The sequence below is a fragment of the Paenibacillus sp. LRG-1 genome (assembly GCF_057220305.1).
This window is the reverse complement of sequence record NZ_CM170126.1, coordinates 4376891-4394025: the sequence shown is the minus strand read 5'-3', so window position 1 is coordinate 4394025 and position 17135 is coordinate 4376891. Positions and strand designations below refer to the sequence as shown.

13 protein-coding genes are annotated in these 17135 nt (G+C 48.2%); 9 read left to right on the top strand and 4 right to left on the bottom strand.

The genetic code is table 11. The features are described 5' to 3' along the window. Positions 1-166: 166 nt before the first annotated feature. The gene (lpdD, locus tag ACUUJN_RS19400; protein WP_279835801.1) at positions 167-514 is read left to right on the top strand and encodes a prenylated flavin chaperone LpdD; all 348 of its coding nucleotides are present in this window, start codon (positions 167-169) and stop codon (positions 512-514) included. Between the two features lie 11 nt (positions 515-525). On the opposite strand, the gene ACUUJN_RS19395 is transcribed toward lpdD, so the two are convergent. Continuing rightward, complete coding sequence (locus tag ACUUJN_RS19395; protein ID WP_484668831.1) at positions 526-1113, bottom strand: hypothetical protein; 588 nt, start codon at positions 1111-1113, stop codon at positions 526-528. Positions 1114-1336: 223 nt separating this feature from the next. On the opposite strand from ACUUJN_RS19395, the gene ACUUJN_RS19390 reads away from it, so the two are divergent. Both ACUUJN_RS19390 and ACUUJN_RS19385 read left to right on the top strand, forming a co-directional pair. Continuing rightward, a complete protein-coding gene (locus tag ACUUJN_RS19390; protein ID WP_025720792.1) occupies positions 1337-1708 on the top strand; it encodes a DUF4190 domain-containing protein in 372 nt (123 codons plus the stop codon). Positions 1709-1801: 93 nt separating this feature from the next. Further along, the gene (locus ACUUJN_RS19385) at positions 1802-2059 is read left to right on the top strand and encodes a hypothetical protein (protein ID WP_071558396.1); all 258 of its coding nucleotides are present in this window, start codon (positions 1802-1804) and stop codon (positions 2057-2059) included. A gap of 137 nt (positions 2060-2196) precedes the next feature. Here ACUUJN_RS19385 and ACUUJN_RS19380 read toward each other — a convergent pair whose 3' ends face one another. Then, positions 2197-2349, bottom strand: coding sequence for a DUF1540 domain-containing protein (locus ACUUJN_RS19380; protein WP_023989813.1), 153 nt, complete (start codon positions 2347-2349; stop codon positions 2197-2199). A 298-nt stretch (positions 2350-2647) separates the two neighbouring features. Continuing rightward, complete coding sequence (gene fabV / locus ACUUJN_RS19375; RefSeq protein WP_076295845.1) at positions 2648-3835, bottom strand: enoyl-ACP reductase FabV; 1188 nt, start codon at positions 3833-3835, stop codon at positions 2648-2650. Positions 3836-4024: 189 nt separating this feature from the next. Here fabV and ACUUJN_RS19370 point away from each other — a divergent pair, with 189 nt between their 5' ends. The 5 genes from ACUUJN_RS19370 to ACUUJN_RS19350 all read left to right on the top strand — a co-directional run bounded on the left by ACUUJN_RS19370 (position 4025) and on the right by ACUUJN_RS19350 (position 14462). After that, complete coding sequence (locus tag ACUUJN_RS19370) at positions 4025-10255, top strand: WIAG-tail domain (RefSeq protein ID WP_484668830.1); 6231 nt, start codon at positions 4025-4027, stop codon at positions 10253-10255. A gap of 157 nt (positions 10256-10412) precedes the next feature. Further along, positions 10413-10919: a hypothetical protein gene (locus tag ACUUJN_RS19365; RefSeq protein ID WP_023989809.1), complete on the top strand. Its 507-nt coding sequence runs from the start codon at positions 10413-10415 to the stop codon at positions 10917-10919. Between the two features lie 168 nt (positions 10920-11087). Further along, positions 11088-11798: a response regulator transcription factor gene (locus tag ACUUJN_RS19360; RefSeq protein WP_023989808.1), complete on the top strand. Its 711-nt coding sequence runs from the start codon at positions 11088-11090 to the stop codon at positions 11796-11798. Between the two features lie 2 nt (positions 11799-11800). Next, positions 11801-13180: a sensor histidine kinase gene (locus tag ACUUJN_RS19355; RefSeq protein ID WP_484668829.1), complete on the top strand. Its 1380-nt coding sequence runs from the start codon at positions 11801-11803 to the stop codon at positions 13178-13180. A 214-nt stretch (positions 13181-13394) separates the two neighbouring features. After that, positions 13395-14462 (top strand): ABC transporter ATP-binding protein, encoded by a 1068-nt coding sequence (locus tag ACUUJN_RS19350; RefSeq protein ID WP_484668828.1) that lies wholly within the window; start codon positions 13395-13397, stop codon positions 14460-14462. A 146-nt stretch (positions 14463-14608) separates the two neighbouring features. Here the strand turns inward: ACUUJN_RS19350 and ACUUJN_RS19345 are convergent, their stop codons facing one another. Continuing rightward, positions 14609-15892 carry a pectate lyase family protein gene (locus ACUUJN_RS19345; protein ID WP_484668827.1) on the bottom strand — a complete coding sequence of 428 codons (1284 nt, stop codon included), beginning with the start codon at positions 15890-15892 and terminating at the stop codon, positions 14609-14611. A gap of 362 nt (positions 15893-16254) precedes the next feature. Here ACUUJN_RS19345 and ACUUJN_RS19340 point away from each other — a divergent pair, with 362 nt between their 5' ends. Further along, positions 16255-16992 carry a cyclase family protein gene (locus ACUUJN_RS19340; protein ID WP_484668826.1) on the top strand — a complete coding sequence of 246 codons (738 nt, stop codon included), beginning with the start codon at positions 16255-16257 and terminating at the stop codon, positions 16990-16992. The last annotated feature ends 143 nt before the right edge of the window (positions 16993-17135 follow it).

Below are 17135 nucleotides of genomic sequence, written 5' to 3'. Positions count from 1 at the left end.
ATGCTTCTTTTAGAATAACAATGAAGGCCCACAGCAAGCCACGGTTTATAGAGGCTGCTGTGGGCCATTTTTAAATTGTCGAACCGTTCAAGAAGCGGTACAATGAGTAGAACTCTATAAAGTGAATCGTTTCACAATAATATTTTTTTAGCAGGAGAGGATCCTATTGATTCATTTGCAAAAAGAAAGCGGACGTATCCGTCTTGTGCTGGATGCCTATTTTATGGGGGAAGATATCATTGTACTCATTTCAGGCGGTGATCAGCCTCATTTGGGAACGATTACAGCAGGGGCCAGACTCGAGCCTATTCAAACTGTGCAATTGCAAAATCACAAGGAGTTTTATATTACCGAAGAAATTGCAGTTCGCTTGCGAAAAGAGTTTGCAGGCAATTTTGCCATTTGCTGCGGGGCACATTTGGATCATGCAACCAAGGATGAAATCCGAGTGCTGACAGATATGGCTATACAACTGGGGAAAGAGCTCATTGGAGAACTCAAGCAAGAACGCTAGTAGCGACCTTTTTAAGTGAACTCCCGAAAGAGCAGATTGCGATATGGGTACTTACTAAAGGGATACTTAAAAAGCAATGCAAAGCCATCATCCTCAATTTGTACGGATTTCAGCGCAGAGGATGGAATCAAACTACGGATCATGACATGAACTGCACGCTGGTCTTGTCTGTTGATCGCTTTGGCAATGGCAGAAGCAAAACATGGATTGCGTGCCAATTCGCGATACAGCGGAAAAACGGCTTTTGCAATGGCGCGATGAACTCTCGGCTCAAACGTAAACTGCACAGTCCCCGGTGGAATCGTCGTTCCATTCGTATAATAGAGCATCGGTGGCTGAGCTAAAAAGGAAATAAAGTAGCCGATGCCATTCGTGCCTAAGCCTTGTTTGGCGGCAAATGGCGCTACTGAGCAGAGAAGGGATTTCATCCGATCCAAGTTGCCCTGAACGACAGCTCGTGACCATTGAACTGCAAAAGCACGGCGAGTTGCAATAGCTTTGTAAAATGGCAGCATGGCAGCGGATATTATCCTAAGTGTGTTTGCATTTAAACGTTTGTGAGGCGAGCCCTTTCTGCGGGATGTTGCACGATATAGCATAGCTCCGACCTCCTTGGTAGGATGCTCTCATGGAGCGCAATTGATCTGTAACAGGTAAAATACTGTATGCCCGGTTACCTCAAAAAGTGCTAATATCGCTAGGTTTCTTCTTTTTAACGTTCTAATTTAAAAATTCCAAATAAGTACTGTCCTGATTTGTAAGATTGTGGTACCCTAGAACTTATATAATTGCTATTTTACTTATTGGAGTTGAATTTAACAGATGAGTGATTTGTACAAGGAGCCTCGATCTTCCGATCCTTTTCAGGAGACGAACGATTATAACGCCCCATTTAACCCGCCCCCAGTAGTTCCACCTACGAATAGTAAAGCTGTTGCCTCGATGGTGCTCGGGATTTTATCTGTTGTCATTCCCTATATCGGGTTGATTATCGGAATTGTGGGTATTATTTTGTCCAGTCTTTCCTTGAAGGAAATTAACCGTCATGGCGAGCAAGGCAGAGGTATGGCCATTGCTGGATTGGTATGTAGTATTATCGGTACACTGATTTATACACTGATCATCATTTTTATAGTTATTGTTTTTATTGTAGCGGCCTCCAGTGGCGATCCGGATATTTTTTCAGACATTTAATCAATTGAAGAATGCTTGAGTCAGACAAACCATTCACGATTTGACGATTGGATGCTATGATAAAAGGAGTCCAATGAAGGAGAGTGAAGCCGTATGGCACGTACTCAAACACAAAAAGCGCTGAGCAAGGCAAAACGCGCTGGAATCTATTGCGCGGCACAAAGCCGCAAAACGAATGACCATTATGGCGAGATTTCACAGCACATACGAGTGAAGCCGACCAAGCAAGAACAATTACAAAAGGTCAAGCACAAGAAGCGAATCGTTCAGAGCGACGCTTCTTTTTTTTTGTCTTTAGAGAGAACAGCAGTGTCCTTGTCGGCTTGGATTTATAAAGTAGCAGAGAAATGATTGTATACAAGCGAATAGCGTTTTTCTGTACCGAAAAAGGACTTGATAATAATTATCATTATTGTTAGAATATCATAAGAAAGAAGGAACCCGGGCATGGGCTCCTTCATTATAAAACTAGGCTTGAAATCAAAGATTTACTTGGCTTCGAAGGTTTTGCAGTCTGTTTCTTCAGACTTGTGAGTGTCTTCAGGTCTGTTGCTTACGATGTAAATGGAGCTAGCGCTGCATTTATTCTCTTGGGCCCAGTGCGTACATGAATTGACTTCACACAGAACGTCTTTTGCCATGTTGTACACCTCCTTATATGGATGTGGTGGGCTGAGCAAATAAAATCACGGTCAGTCAAGGTAGGACTTGTCCAACTGTGTTTACCCTCTTGTTAGGAAGAGGGACTTTGCTATGCCTACTTGTACAATATCAAATGAATTTTAAAATTGCAATGTTTGCTTCATTTTGCAATTCAGAGCGGACACAAGTGTCCCTTTTAATTAAAAAACAAAAGCTGTCCTCCAAGCAGAACGAAATGTTTCTCTGTTGGAGAACAGCTTTTGTTTGTTTTTCTGACATAATGACGGTATTAAAGGCTTAGCGCACGTTGGGAATATTTACGATGGGATCAATGTCAGCATCATAGTCTACACCCTCGAACTCAAAGCCGAACAGTTGGAAAAATTCGTGACGATATCCTTCAAGATCTGACAATTCGTAGATATTGTTGGTTGTCAGCGCCTCCCATATTTTCTCAACCTCTGCCTGTACGTCTTCGCGCAGTTCCCAATCATCAATGCGAATACGTCCTTCTTCATCTACAGGGATTTCTGGTGCATACAAACGCTCAGCAAACAGGCGGTAGCTCTGTTCTACGCACCCTTCATGCAGCCCTTTTTCCTTCATTACCTTATATAAAGCAGAAATATACAGAGGAACGACAGGGATAGCGGAGCTAGATTGGGTAACGAGTCCTTTGGTGACTGCGACGAAGGCGCGTCCGCCTGTAACTTTCAGCTGATCGTTCAGCTGACGTGCTGTCTCCTCCAGATGATCCTTTGCACTTCCGATACTGCCCTCTCTGTAGATGGCTTGTGTAATATCTGACCCGATGTACGAAAAAGAGAAGGTTGTTGCAGTATCGGCGAGTACACCGCCGGCACGCAAGGCGTCAATCCACAATTTCCAGTCCTCACCGCCCATAACCTCTACAGTTCCTTGTACTTCTTCTTCTGTTGCGGGCTCGAGCGTCACGCTGCTGACTTCCCCGGTGTGGAAGTTAACGGTCTTGTTTGTGTAAGGCTTACCAATAGGTTTGAGCACGGAATTAAACGTTTCGCCTGTGCGGGGATTTGTACGGCGACCTGAAGCGACACTGTAAACCACCAGATCGACTTGTCCCAGTTCTTCGCGAATGGCTTCCACCGTTTTGGCTTTGACCTCATCTGAGAAGGCATCTCCCGTCACGCTTAAGGATTTAAGCCCAGCTTCCTGAGCAGCTTTTTCAAATGCAGCAGAATTGTACCACCCTGCCGATGCTGTACGTGTGGCGGTAGCATTACTAGGGCGATATACACCAATTGTATTGGCACGCGCACCGAAGGCGGCAGTAATGCGAGAAGCCAACCCATATCCGGCAGATGCCCCAATCACAAGTACATTACGGGGTCCCTGGATAGCAGGACGGGCCTGTACATAGTCAATTTGCTCCTGAACATGTTGGGCACAGCCCACCGGATGAGCAGTGGTGCAGATAAAGCCACGTGTTCTTGGTTTGATAATCATGTTATTGTAATTCCTCTCTTCTTGTAGCGATCTTCACCCTTACTATTTTAACTTTTAACTATTTTTTTTCAAACGTGGATTTTAGTAAGTATCCTTTTTACCCAAAAGTGTATCCTTGCACGGGGTGGCAAGTGCCTAAGTGCCTGCATATGATGCTGTAACGATAAATATGAGAAGGGAGAGAGTTGCTTGAAGAATAAGAGCCGCAAAACCATAAGAAACAAAAAGCCGCTCTATAGTGTAATTGACCCGGATATGAATGAATTAAGTATGATACATCGCGTGAAGCCACAGCCTGCGGAGAGGGAGACAGAAGCAAGACTTCATCAAGTTGCTTCTCCGCCTCCCCCAACCAAAGAGGAGCCGGAGTTACAGACTGTTGTCGAACCTGAAGTCGAGGCTTCGCATGAGACGGAGGTTGAATTTGCGGATGCAGAGGAGACTCAAGTGTCGATGGAGGAACCCCCAGAGCTAGAAGCAGAGCCGGAGCCAGAGCCAGAGCCAGAACCTGATCCAATTGATGTGGAGGAAATTCTGAGCAATAAGAAGGCTCCGCATATAAACAACGCTTTCATTTATACAGACGATTTGAGCGATCTCGCTGTAACGGGTGAGAAGATCGCTCCCGCTTCCATAGATTCCAGCAAGCTGAAGCAAGAGAGTATCCACACGGAATCTCTGGCGGATTATGCCGTTCAAACGATTAAGATAGCCGACGGTGCTGTGACTTCTTCAAAGATTGCCCCGGACTCCATTACGGTGGAACATCTGTCGGACGCATCGGTGGCAGGCAGTAAATTGCAGGATCGCTCCATCGGTGGTGAAAAACTGCGAGATGGCAGCATCACTCCAGAAAAGCTGGCTGATAAGATTATCAGCGGCGATCATATTGCGAATGGCTCCATTGAGAGCCGTCACTTCAAGCAATGGATCGTGTCTTCAGATATGCTTCAAGATCAGGCGGTTACATCTGATAAAATTCGCAGTGGTACGATTCAATCGAACAATTTGGCTAATGAAGCTGTCGATAGCTCCAAGCTGGGCGATCAATCTGTGACCACTTCCAAACTGCGGGATGGGGCTGTGGATGCGGCTAAAATCCAAGCTGGCAGCATTGAGAGTGCACACCTGACCGAGCATGCCGTTCATGCAAGGCATCTGGCCCCCGGTTCGATTAATCGCAAGCAGCTATCCAATGGAATTGTGGGCAAGGAACAATTGGAGGAAGGTGTTGTCAGCGGGCGTCATCTGGAGTCGGAGGCAGTTACCAGTTCGCATATTCAGGCTGGAGCGATTGAAAGAAAGCATCTGAGTCCTGGCTCCATTGGGGAAGAGCAGCTTGGAACGGGCCAAGTAACAGCCCGTCACCTGGCGGATCGGAGTATTCAGTCCAATAAACTGGCAGATCAGTCTGTAGGCTCATTGCAAATTGTCGATCAATCCGTCACTTCATCCAAGATATCGGATCAGAGCATATTACCACACAAAATTGCCGATGAGGCGGTACTTACCAGACATATTGCTACAGCTGCCATACAAGGTCCACAAATTTCTCCGGAGGCAGTCTCTTCCGTACACCTCCAGTCCGAAATCATTCGAAAGGATCATATTGCATCGGAGGCGGTTACGGAGCAACATTTGCATTCCGGGGCTGTGACGAGCGAGAAATTAGGGAAGGGAGCAGTTCTGGAACACCATGTGGCGAATCAGGCTGTCAAGGAAAATCACATTGCTTCGAGCGCGATTAAGTCTGACAAAATCGCTGACGAAGCAGTGACAGAACCTAAAATTGCCACAGGGGCGGTAACCGGAAATAAGATTGCCTCTCAAGCCATTACACACGTACACATTGCAACGGGGGGAATTCGTGAAAACCACCTTGCCGACAACAGTGTGGGTGGAAAGGCATTGCAGGCTCAATCCGTCGATTCGGCCCATCTGGCCCAGAGTTCTGTTTTGAGCAAACATCTTGGGGAAGACAGTGTTGGAACCTCGGCTTTGCAAGAACAGTCCGTTACCGCGGAAATACTAGGTGAAGGCGCTGTTCAAACCGCGCATTTGGCCAGCGGAGCGGTGTACTCCCATCATTTGCAGGATCATGCTGTTACTTCGCTGAAACTATCGCCGGAAAGTGTGGCCACGGATAAAATCAATGATTTGGCGATTACGGCTCCTAAGTTAGCTGAGGGTAGTGTCACTTCCTCTAAGTTGTCTGCTCGCTCCGTGCAGCCGTGGCATATTACGGATAAAGCAGTGCAGAGTAACCATCTGGCTGTTGAAGCGGTGGAGGCGAATCATCTCGCTCCGGAATCCGTCACCTCTAATCATTTGCAATCTGCATCGGTCCAAACCAAACACCTCGCCCCCAATAGTGTATCCGGTCATGCGCTTCAGTCGGAAAGTGTCACCTCTGAGAAGCTAGCAGCCCGTGCTGTGCAGGCTCCCAATCTGGCGGAAAATAGCGTGGGTCCCGGACATTTGGCTGCGCAAGCCGTACACACTCGGCATTTGGCAGCAGGAGCAGTACAGGAGACGGAATTAGCCCAGAATGCTGTGAAGTCTGCACATCTTGCGCCCGAATCCATCCAATCGGAGCACTTGCAAAGCGGGGTCATTCAGGGAGAGCATATCGCATTGCAGGCTATAGCGACTCCGGCTTTACAGGATGAATCGGTCACCTCTGCCAAACTGTCGGAGGGAAGCGTAACTCCCACGAAACTGTCTGCCCATGCCGTGCAGTCCGGACATATTATGGACGAAGCTGTACAAAGCAACCATTTGGCTGTGGCGGCCGTGGATTCGGCACATCTGGCTGCAGGAGCGGTCACCTCGGTGCATCTACAGGCTTCCTCGGTGCTCACGAGACATTTGGCCCCGGATAGTGTGTCAGGTCGTGCGCTTCAAGCGGAAAGCGTCACCTCGGAAAAGCTGGCAGCGCGCTCGGTACAAGGAATGAACCTCGCGGAAGGCAGCATCGGCCCTTCACATCTTTCTGCGCAAACGGTGCACACTCGGCATCTGGCAGCTGGAGCAGTACAGGATAGAGCACTGGCAGAGGGTGCAGTGAAGTCCGTGCACATCGCACCGGAATCCATCCAGCCACATCATCTGCAAATTGGAACCATTCAGGGAGAGCACATCGCATCACAGTCCATATCGACCGATGCTTTGCAGGATGAGTCCGTTACGTCCGACAAACTGGCGGATAAGGGCGTGACTGCCGCCAAGCTGTCTGCCCACTCGGTCCAGCCGTGGCACATTACAGACGAAGCGGTGCAAGCCAAACATTTGGCAGAAGAAGCCGTTCAGTCCAATCATCTGGCCCAGGAATCGGTCACCTCTGCCCATTTGCAGGCTTCAGCGGTGCTTGCGAGCCATCTGGCCCCGGATAGCGTATCCAGTAGTGCGCTTCAAGCAGAAAGCATCACCTCAGAAAAGCTGGCGGCACACTCGGTGCAAGCGACGCATCTCGCGGAAGGCAGCGTTGGCCCTCCACATCTGTCCACGCAAGCGATACACACCCGGCACTTGGCAACGGGTGCAGTACAGGACAGAGCGCTGGCAGAAGGGGCAGTGAAATCCGTGCATATCGCACCGGAGTCCATCCAGTCGCATCATCTGCAAACGGGAACCATTCAGGATTTGCATATCTCCTCACAGGCGATATCGACTGATGCTTTGCAGAATGAGTCCGTTACGTCCGACAAATTGGCGGATGAAGGCGTGACTGCCGCCAAACTGTCTGCCCACTCAGTCCAGTCGTGGCACATCACAGACGAAGCGGTGCAAGCCAATCATTTGGCAGAAGAGGCTGTCCAGTCCAACCATTTGGCCCTGGAATCCGTCAGCTCTGCCCATTTGCAGGCTTCGGCGGTGCTTGCGAGCCATCTGGCCTCGGATAGCGTATCCAGTAGTGCGCTTCAAACAGAAAGCGTCACCTCGGAAAAGCTGGCGGCACACTCGGTGCGAGCGTTAAATCTCGCGGAAGGAAGCGTCGGCCCTTCACATCTGTCCACGCAGGCGATACACCCCCGGCATTTGGCACCCGGCGCAGTACAGGACAGAGCGCTGGCAGAAGGGGCAGTAAAGTCTGTGCATATCGCACCGGAGTCCATCCAGTCGCATCATCTGCAAACGGGGACCATTCAGGGTGTGCATATCGCCTCACAGGCGATATCGACCGATGCTTTGCAGGATGAGTCCGTTACGTCCGACAAATTGGCGGATGAGGGCGTGACTGCCGCCAAGCTGTCTGCCCACTCGGTCCAGCCGTGGCACATTACAGACGAAGCGGTGCAAGCCAATCATTTGGCAGAAGAGGCCGTCCAGTCGAACCATTTGGCCTCGGAATCCGTCACCTCTGATCATTTACAGGCTTCCTCGGTGTTTGCGAGACATCTGGCCGTTGACAGTGTGTCAGGTCGTGCGCTTCAAGCAGAAAGCATCACCTCGGAAAAGCTGGCGGCACGCTCGGTGCAAGCGACGAATCTCGCGGAAGGAAGCGTCGGTCCTTCACAGTTGTCTGAGCATGCCGTACACCCCCGGCATTTGGCACCTGGCGCAGTACAGGACAGAGCGCTAGCAGAAGGGGTAGTAAAGTCCGTGCATATCGCACCGGAGTCCATCCAGTCGCATCATCTGCAAATGGGAACCATTCAGGGTGTGCATATCGCCTCACAGGCGATATCGACCGATGCTTTGCAGAATGAATCTGTTACGTCCGACAAATTGGCGGATGAGAGCGTGACTGCCGCCAAGCTGTCTGCCCACTCGGTCCAGCCGTGGCACATTACAGACGAAGCGGTGCAAGCCAATCATTTGGCAGAAGAGTCCATCCAGTCGAACCATTTGGCTCCGGAATCCGTCACCTCTGATCATTTACAGGCTTCCTCGGTGTTTGCGAGACATCTGGCCGTTGACAGTGTGTCAGGTCGCGCGCTTCAAGCAGAAAGCATCACCTCGGAAAAGCTGGCGGCACGCTCGGTGCAAGCGACGAATCTCGCGGAAGGAAGCGTCGGTCCTTCACAGTTGTCTGAGCATGCCGTATACCCCCGACATTTGGCACCTGGCGCAGTACAGGACAGAGCGCTGGCAGAGGGGGCAGTGAAGTCCGTGCATATCGCACCGGAGTCCATTCAGCCGCACCATCTACACCTTGGAACCATTCAGGGTGTGCATATCGCATCCCAAGCAATATCAACTGATGCTTTGCAGGATGAGTCGGTTACGTCCGGCAAACTGGCGGATGATGGCGTGACTGCTGCCAAAATATCTCCTCATTCGGTCCAGCCGTGGCATATTACGGACGAAGCGGTGCAAGCCAATCATTTGGCAGAAGAGGCCGTCCAGTCGAGCCATCTGGCTCCGGAATCCGTCACCTCTGCTCATTTGCAGGCTTCGGCAGTGATGACCCGGCATATTGCGCCCGGGAGTGTATCGGTTCACGCGCTCCAGGCAGGCAGCGTGAACGCTGAGAAGCTTGCGCTTCGGGCGGTGCGTGCTTCGAATCTGGCAGAAGCCAGCGTAAACTCCGTCCATTTGACGGAGCATGCCGTACACGCTCAGCATTTGGCCGATGGGGCGATCCAAGGGTCCGCACTGGCAGAAGGCGTGGTGCAGTCCAGGCATATCGCGCTGGATTCAGTCCAGTCGGAGCATCTGCAGGCAGGGGCTATTCAGCCACAGCATGTAGGCTGGCAGGCAGTGGCTGAGGATGCTATACAGGAAGGAGCGGTGACGTCCAGCAAGCTGGCAGATGGAACGGTACAGTCCCGCCATGTGGCTGAGGAGGCTATTGCAAGCCACCACATTGGAGAGGAAGTTATTGATTCGCATCACCTAAAGCCGGGCTCGGTGACACTGGCTCAGCTGTCCACAGATATACATCTCTCGGGACTTTTGCCAGAGGAAGGCGTCAGTGGCGACAGACTTCAGGCAAACAGTGTATCTCGCAGCCATCTGAAAGCTCAGGCCGTCGACAGCGAGGTGCTGAGCCCAGAAGCCGTGGGACCAGAGCATCTGCAAGCGGCTGCGGTACAAAGCCATCATGTGGCAGAGCAGAGCATTGAAGGTCATCATCTGGTGGAAGGCTCGGTAGGCTCACGTGAGCTGGAGCTGAACGCAGTGAAGCCGGAGCATTTGAGCATCACTCCGGTCCGTACTTGTGCGAATCAGCCAGCATTGCAGCAGTTTGGCAGAGCGCCGTTTCTTTTGAAAGGCAGTGAAGGAGAGACGGAAGTGACCATTGTATTCGGGGAGCCTTTTGTAAACCCGGACTACACGTTGGTAGCGATGACGAACCACCCTCTCTTTCATGCGACGCTGAAATCTCAGACGCCGAATGGAGCAGTGATCGTCGTAACCAAGTGGAACGAAACCGCGCATAACTACGGTATTATTTCCTGGATCGCCATTGGTTAGTGAAGATGGTTATTGTAAAACTCATAGCGTGCAGACTCATGTATTTTCTAAATACAGGGCTGCACGCTTTTTCATATACTTTTCACACATTTGCTCCACAATTATCCCGAATTCTCCTGATAAGCTAAAGATACTTTAAAGGAGAGTTGATTCAATCATGAAAAAATGGACTAAAAATGCAGCAGCCGTATTAACCGTAGTAAGTGTATTGGGAGGAGCAAGCAGCGCATTCGCCGCTACAGCAACAACGACTCCAGCGAGCACTGCACCAGCAATCAAAGCTCCTGCGGTTACGACTCCGGCTACCAAAACACCGGCAAAATCACCTGTGACGAAAACACCTGTGGTGAAAGCACCCGTTAAAAAAGCTACAACAGCTCATAAAACAACAACCAAAGCGAAGAAAGCCCCTGCCAAAAAATCCGTTGCGAAAAAAGTGGCAAGCCACAAAACAAAAGCAGTGAAAGTGCAGCATCGTACAGTTAAACATCATGCAAAAAAACATAATGTTGTTAAACACAAAGCAACAACTCATAAAACTCGTGCACATCATGTCGTAGCTAAAAAAGTGACCCACAAAGCTCCAGTTAAAAAAGCAGTTCCAGCCAAAGCAGCTCCAAAAACAGTCAAAACAGCTCCAAAAACAGTAACAACCAAGAAATAAGACTGATATGTAGTTAGCATTCAGCTCGCCTGGCATATACAGCAGCGATTCATGATAAGAAAGACGGGACCGGGAACGGTATACCCGTCTTTTGTCTATTCTGCTGGGCTTCTGTTAAGCTTAAAGAGAGGATGGAAGCATCCAGAACAACGGCAAGGGGTTAAGGTCATGACAAAAATAGTAGTAGTGGATGACGATGTGTTCATTCTGCAATTAATATCTGAATATTTGAAAAAAGAATCCTACGAGGTCACTTCCTTTTCCAGTGGTAAAACACTGGTAGAGCATATCCGTACGAACCGTCCGGATTGTCTCGTTCTTGATATTATGATGCCTGGCATTGATGGGCTTTCTCTACTGACTCAGCTTCGCGAGTTTACGGAAATGCCGATCATTATGATCTCTGCCCGTGGAGAAGAAAACGACCGTATTCACGGGCTGGAGCTGGGATGCAGCGATTTTTTGACCAAACCCTTTAATCCAAGGGAGTTGGTAGGAAGGGTCAAAGCGATGCTGAGACTGAGCAAGGCCGGAATGTCTGCATCAGACGATAGGCAAGCGGCAGAAAGCGCAGATATATGCCATGCGGGCAATCTGTGTATTTTTGCTGACTTTCGTAAAGTCACAGTGGACGGACAAGAGCTAAATTTGACCTCACGTGAATTCGACCTGCTGTTGTTTCTTGCGAATCATCTGGAAAGACCTTTCGGCAGGGAACATCTGATTCAGCAGGTGTGGAGCTATGATTTTATAGGTGATGTGAGAGTCGTGGATGATTTGGTCAAGCGGATTCGTAAAAAGTTAGCTGAATATCACTCTACGCTCGTCATTAACACCGTATGGGGTTTCGGATATAAAGCAACGGTTCAGGAGTTGTAACCATGCGTACGATGAGAGCTAAAATACTGCTTTCCCTGACCATCGCCATGCTTATTACCGTCTGTATTACGGTGGTCTTATTCATCAGGCTTATCGACGACATTCTGGTGAATCAGGCCAAATCCAAGCTTCATGAGCAGGCGCGCAAAGCCGTCCATATTATGAGCGACGGAGGCTTTGATCGACTGGATAATGCTGAATTTAACTATGTTATCAAGGGCGTGCTTTTATCTGCTGATTACTTTATTTTAAGCACGGATAACCGCATCATCGACTCAAGCGTCTCTGGAATGGAAGGCAAAAAGATAGAGCATTTGCTTTTGATCCGCCAAGGATTTTTTGCATCGGTTCATCCGTCTGCCCAGGATCTGACCGCTACACATGAAGGGGTGGCTGTGCTTCAAGGTAAAAAGGTACTGTTTACGAATGAAGAATTGCCCGGACAACCTTTTCGTATTTTTGTATACTCACCCTTATCTTCTTTACGAGCACTGTATGTACCGTTAATGAGAACCACATTACTGTCTATCATCGCGGGTTTTTTGGTGATTCTCGTCATTGGTCTGATGGTTGTCTCACGTCTGGTGCGTCCGCTCAAACGATTGAAGGAGGCGGTAGGCAACTACGAACCGAATCAGCCGCAGGATAGTGATTTTCCGCAGGCGGATAAAAGTGAGATTTGCGAGCTGATCGGTACCTTTCATTCCATGTCCGCCCGTATTCAGCACCATCACCACGGTCAAATTGAATTCCTGCAAAATGTATCTCACGAGCTAAGGACACCGTTAATGTCGATTCAAGGCTATGTATATGCCATTCAGGATCAAGTGGTATCCCAGGACGAGGGGCTAAGTATCATCAAAGTGCAGTCCCAGCGGTTAATTGATATGGTGGAAAAGCTGCTGCAGCTATCGAGGTTGGAGGCGCTGAATGAAGAATGGCCTGTCTCTCTGGTTGATCTTAGAAGCATGGCGGAGGATGCTGTTCATCTATTAATGCCGGTGGCTGCTGAACGTTCTATCTCGCTTCGAGTGGAGGGAGAGGGCCTGCATGTGGCCGTTCCGGCCGAGCAATTGTTCCGTATGATATTGAATTTGTTGCAAAATGCAGTTCGGCACACCTCTACGGAGGTTGTCATTCATTTGGAGACAGGGACAACACCGGAGGTTGTATGGGTTATGCATGTGGATGATGATGGGGAAGGGCTGACTGAACAAGAGGCAGCCGAGGTATTTGGAAGATTCTATGCGGGCTCGAATGGTGCCACAGGTCTTGGATTGGCTATTTGTCGTCAAATTGCTACCCGATTGAACGGAGAACTACTCTGCACACGTTCGCCATGGGGTGGAGCACGCTTCAGCTATATCCAGCGCATGTTATAAATGAGTACAGAAATGGTTAAAAATGATCGTTTTTTCGGACAAACATTCCATTTATATAACATTGTGTGAAAGGTTTTTGATGATATTTTAGATATAGCTTGACTGGTAGGTACTAAACTGAGTAAAATTAATCGTATATACCTTGACTCATGGACGTCGTTTTTTTAGATAGTGGTCAATAATAGTGATGAATAATAAATGAAAGAGTGATGAGATGAACCGCCTTTTGGAAGTGAAGGACTTAACGATATCTTTCAAGACCCGTCAGGGACTAGTGCAGGCCATTCGTGGCGTAAACTTTCATGTCAATAAAGGAGAGACGCTGGCGATTGTGGGCGAATCCGGCTCAGGCAAAAGCGTAACCTCACAAGCTGTTATGAAGTTGATTCCGACCCCTCCGGGCATTTATCAAAAGGGTCAAATTATGTTTGACGGACAAGAACTGATTAATAAAACAGAGAAGCAGATGCAAAAAATTCGTGGTAAGGAAATTGGCCTGATTTCTCAGGACCCAATGACTTCGCTTAACCCGACGATGAAAGTGGGCAAGCAGATCACGGAAGTGCTTTTCAAGCATGAAAAAATATCCAAGGATGCTGCTCACAAGCGGGGTATTGAGTTGCTGAATCTGGTAGGTATTCCACATCCTGAACAGCGTTTTAACCAATATCCGCATGAATTTAGTGGTGGTATGCGTCAGCGTGTCGTCATTGCGATGGCATTGGCTGCTAATCCGAAACTTCTGATCGCCGATGAGCCGACGACTGCGTTGGACGTAACGATTCAAGCTCAAATTTTGGAGCTGATGAAGGATCTTCAGAAAAAGATCGATACTTCCATCATCTTTATTACTCATGACCTCGGTGTTGTGGCGAAGATGGCTGATCGCGTTGCCGTTATGTACGCAGGACAAATCGTGGAAACAGGTACGGTTAATGAAATTTTCTATAACCCGAAACATCCATATACATGGGGCCTTCTCGCTTCTATGCCAAGTTTGGACAGCCATGGTCAGAAGCTGGCAGCTATTCCGGGAACACCTCCGGATCTGCTTCACCCACCTGTAGGGGATGCTTTTGCAGCCCGCAGTTCTTATGCTATGAAAATTGACTTTGAGAAAGAGCCTCCACTCTTTCAATTATCCGATACGCACTTTGTGAAATCATGGTTGCTGCATCCAGATGCGCCTGAGGTTGAGCCACCAGAAGCGGTAAAGGCTAAACTTCGCAAGCTGGATAACGCATTTGAAAAGCCGGTTTTGGTAGAACAATACGGCAGTTAAGGCGTGTTATATTTGTAATTAAACAAATGAAAAATAAAAAAAGGGCTGTTCTCTCCGTGTGGAATCATTCTACGGAGGAAACAGCCTTTTTGGTGTAAAATCGCAGGCTGTAGGCGCCTGTGGTTATTTGTGTTAGCGGGCAGTGCTTACAGCTTACCGGAACCGGCTTGGGAAGTGACTTCTGCCTTCACACTGGCGGATGGGGAGATTTTATCGTTCAGCGATGGTTTCCAGCCTACAGAGGAGCTAAGACCCGCGCTGGAGCCTGCGTTAACAGCTTGTCCATTCAGGATTGTGCCCGTATCTGACAGGGCAGTTCCTCCAAAGACAGTCACGATTTTAGCTGCAGTTAAACCGGCAACGTCAATGACATTGTTTTCGGCGAAGATTTTGGAGGATTTACCTGCGCCCCATATATACAGTGAAGGATATTCGGAGCGTTTTACATCACCAGTATAGTAATTGTTGTACAGATGGACTTGTCCATACCGCACGCGTGGTGTGCGTTGTACCGTGTTTTCATAATAGTTGTGATGCAGAGTTACACGTAAAGCCCCTTCATCTGCTGTTTTACTGTCGCTGTTGCCAATAATCGATGATTTATCATGATCGTAAAAATGATTGTAAGAAACAGTAACCAGATCGCCTTGGTTAATCACATCGAGAAGTCCATCATGATGCTGGTATTCTTGGCCGTAAAAGGTGCCATTTTGGCTATCGGGGTGAGACCCATCATTGAAGGTATTGTGGTCTACCCATACATGTGTGGCGCCGTTAACTGTAATGCTGTCATATTCCGAATTCCAATTGCCTGTACTGCCGTCCGTTGGGTCCCACTGAGGAAAATAATCGTAGGCATCCTGGAATTCGATATTACGGATAATAACGTTGTCTGTCCCTTTTTTTAGTTGGAAGTTTGCGCCATTAATGACCGCGTCGCTTCCCAGACCGACAATCGTAGTATTGGACGGAATTTCAATGACGACACGACTGGCCTGATTTTTTTGTGAAGCCTCACGTGCCTTTTCCAATGTGCCAGACGGGGCCTTTTTACCCCATGTGGACGGGTCATACGCTTTGAGGTAGGCGTCAAACTCATATTTAGAGTCCTTGTAGTCGTTCAATCCCAACGGTTTATTATTGTCATCGACGTTGGCGTTGATCGTGCCTTTGACATAAATGATTTTAGGCGTACTATTGCTGTTTTTGCCCAAAGCATCGACAAGTTGCTTGCGATTCGTTACGGTGAAAATATTGGAGGTAGTCGCCGTAGCTCCACCTGTTGTGCCTGTAGAAAAGGCTGCCCAACCGTTTTTGCTGCCAAGCGTTTCTTTACCAATATCGCTGGCTGCATGAGCAGGTGCACCAAGAGGGGACAGGGTAGTGAACAGCAGAGCTGCCGCGATTCCGAGTGAAAATCTCTTTTTCATAAAATACCTCCGTATATTGGATTAATAGAGTAGATGAACGAAGGGAGTCCCGGGTGCTCCTGTGGTTTCTACATTTTCTATCATACTTTGTGTTCCAGTATTTGTTAATATAATAAAAGTTACATACTAAAATTTTTGTCGAATTTTTTATATAATTCAATAGACCCCTTCTTTTTCCAATCAAGACGTGTATGTAATAATGAAAACGTTAACAATCACATGGAATAGGAAATGTATATATGAATATATGGAATTGTTTTTGTATTTTTGCCATAATGTTAACGATTGCATTTCGATTTATAGATTTTTGAAGAATCCTCAGGTAAAATGGCTTGTAATAAAGCTGAGGAGGAATGGGCATCATGGCAGAGCATTTAGCAGATATCTTGAAGTTGTTGAAGCAAAAAGAGTGGGTGGATTTGTCCCACGCTTTTTATCCTGAAATCCCTCATTTTCCAGTATTCGATAATGTTCAGGTGGATACCCTGTTTACCCACGATGATGGCTTTTTTGTAAAACAATACTGCTTTCCCGGTCAGTATGGGACTCATATTGACGCACCCGTTCATTTTGTGAAGGGCAAACGGTACTTGCATGAGCTTTCGTTGAAGGAGCTGGTTTTGCCGCTAGTTGTCATTGACCGTTCAGCAGCCGTTGCAGCCAATTCTGATTATGAACTTACGGTTGCGGATATTTTGGACTTTGAGAAAGAGCATGGACGCATTGCTGATCAGTCCTTTGTCGCTTTTCGCAGTGATTGGAGCAAACGATGGCCTGATTCCGATGCCTTCTCGAACAAGGACGACGCCGGAGATGCACACTGCCCGGGCTGGTCGCTGGAGGCGCTGCGCTTTTTGGTAGAAGAACGGAATGTGGCTGCCATTGGGCATGAAACGCTAGATACCGATTCCTCTGTAGCCTATCGCAAAGCTGGCAAGCTGGTAGGGGAATATTACATATTGGAGCAAGATCGTTATCAGGTTGAGGTGCTGACGAATTTGGACAAGCTATCCCCGACGGGCGCGGTCATATATAATATCGTTCCGAGCATTCAAGATTCCCCCGGATTTCCGGTGCGCTCCTTTGCTATTTTGCCTTAATCATACAGTAGCCAGTCATTTGAAAACGATTATATAATTTAAAAGACCGATTCAGATATCGACATCTGAATCGGTCTTTTCTAGCTTATACGGGGTAATGTACAGCGTGAATGACCGTTCAGTCCATCTTGAATCAAAAATAT

What these genes read in the sequence shown, in the direction of transcription:
- ACUUJN_RS19385 (WP_071558396.1), top strand. Translation starts at nt 1,802, where the DNA reads ATGGCACGTACTCAAACACAAAAAGCGCTGAGCAAGGCAAAACGCGCT.
- ACUUJN_RS19350 (WP_484668828.1), top strand. Translation starts at nt 13,395, where the DNA reads ATGAACCGCCTTTTGGAAGTGAAGGACTTAACGATATCTTTCAAGACC.
- ACUUJN_RS19360 (WP_023989808.1), top strand. Translation starts at nt 11,088, where the DNA reads ATGACAAAAATAGTAGTAGTGGATGACGATGTGTTCATTCTGCAATTA.
- ACUUJN_RS19345 (WP_484668827.1), bottom strand. Translation starts at nt 15,892, where the DNA reads ATGAAAAAGAGATTTTCACTCGGAATCGCGGCAGCTCTGCTGTTCACT.
- ACUUJN_RS19340 (WP_484668826.1), top strand. Translation starts at nt 16,255, where the DNA reads ATGGCAGAGCATTTAGCAGATATCTTGAAGTTGTTGAAGCAAAAAGAG.
- ACUUJN_RS19395 (WP_484668831.1), bottom strand. Translation starts at nt 1,113, where the DNA reads ATGCTATATCGTGCAACATCCCGCAGAAAGGGCTCGCCTCACAAACGT.
- ACUUJN_RS19380 (WP_023989813.1), bottom strand. Translation starts at nt 2,349, where the DNA reads ATGGCAAAAGACGTTCTGTGTGAAGTCAATTCATGTACGCACTGGGCC.
- ACUUJN_RS19365 (WP_023989809.1), top strand. Translation starts at nt 10,413, where the DNA reads ATGAAAAAATGGACTAAAAATGCAGCAGCCGTATTAACCGTAGTAAGT.
- fabV (WP_076295845.1), bottom strand. Translation starts at nt 3,835, where the DNA reads ATGATTATCAAACCAAGAACACGTGGCTTTATCTGCACCACTGCTCAT.
- ACUUJN_RS19355 (WP_484668829.1), top strand. Translation starts at nt 11,801, where the DNA reads ATGCGTACGATGAGAGCTAAAATACTGCTTTCCCTGACCATCGCCATG.
- ACUUJN_RS19390 (WP_025720792.1), top strand. Translation starts at nt 1,337, where the DNA reads ATGAGTGATTTGTACAAGGAGCCTCGATCTTCCGATCCTTTTCAGGAG.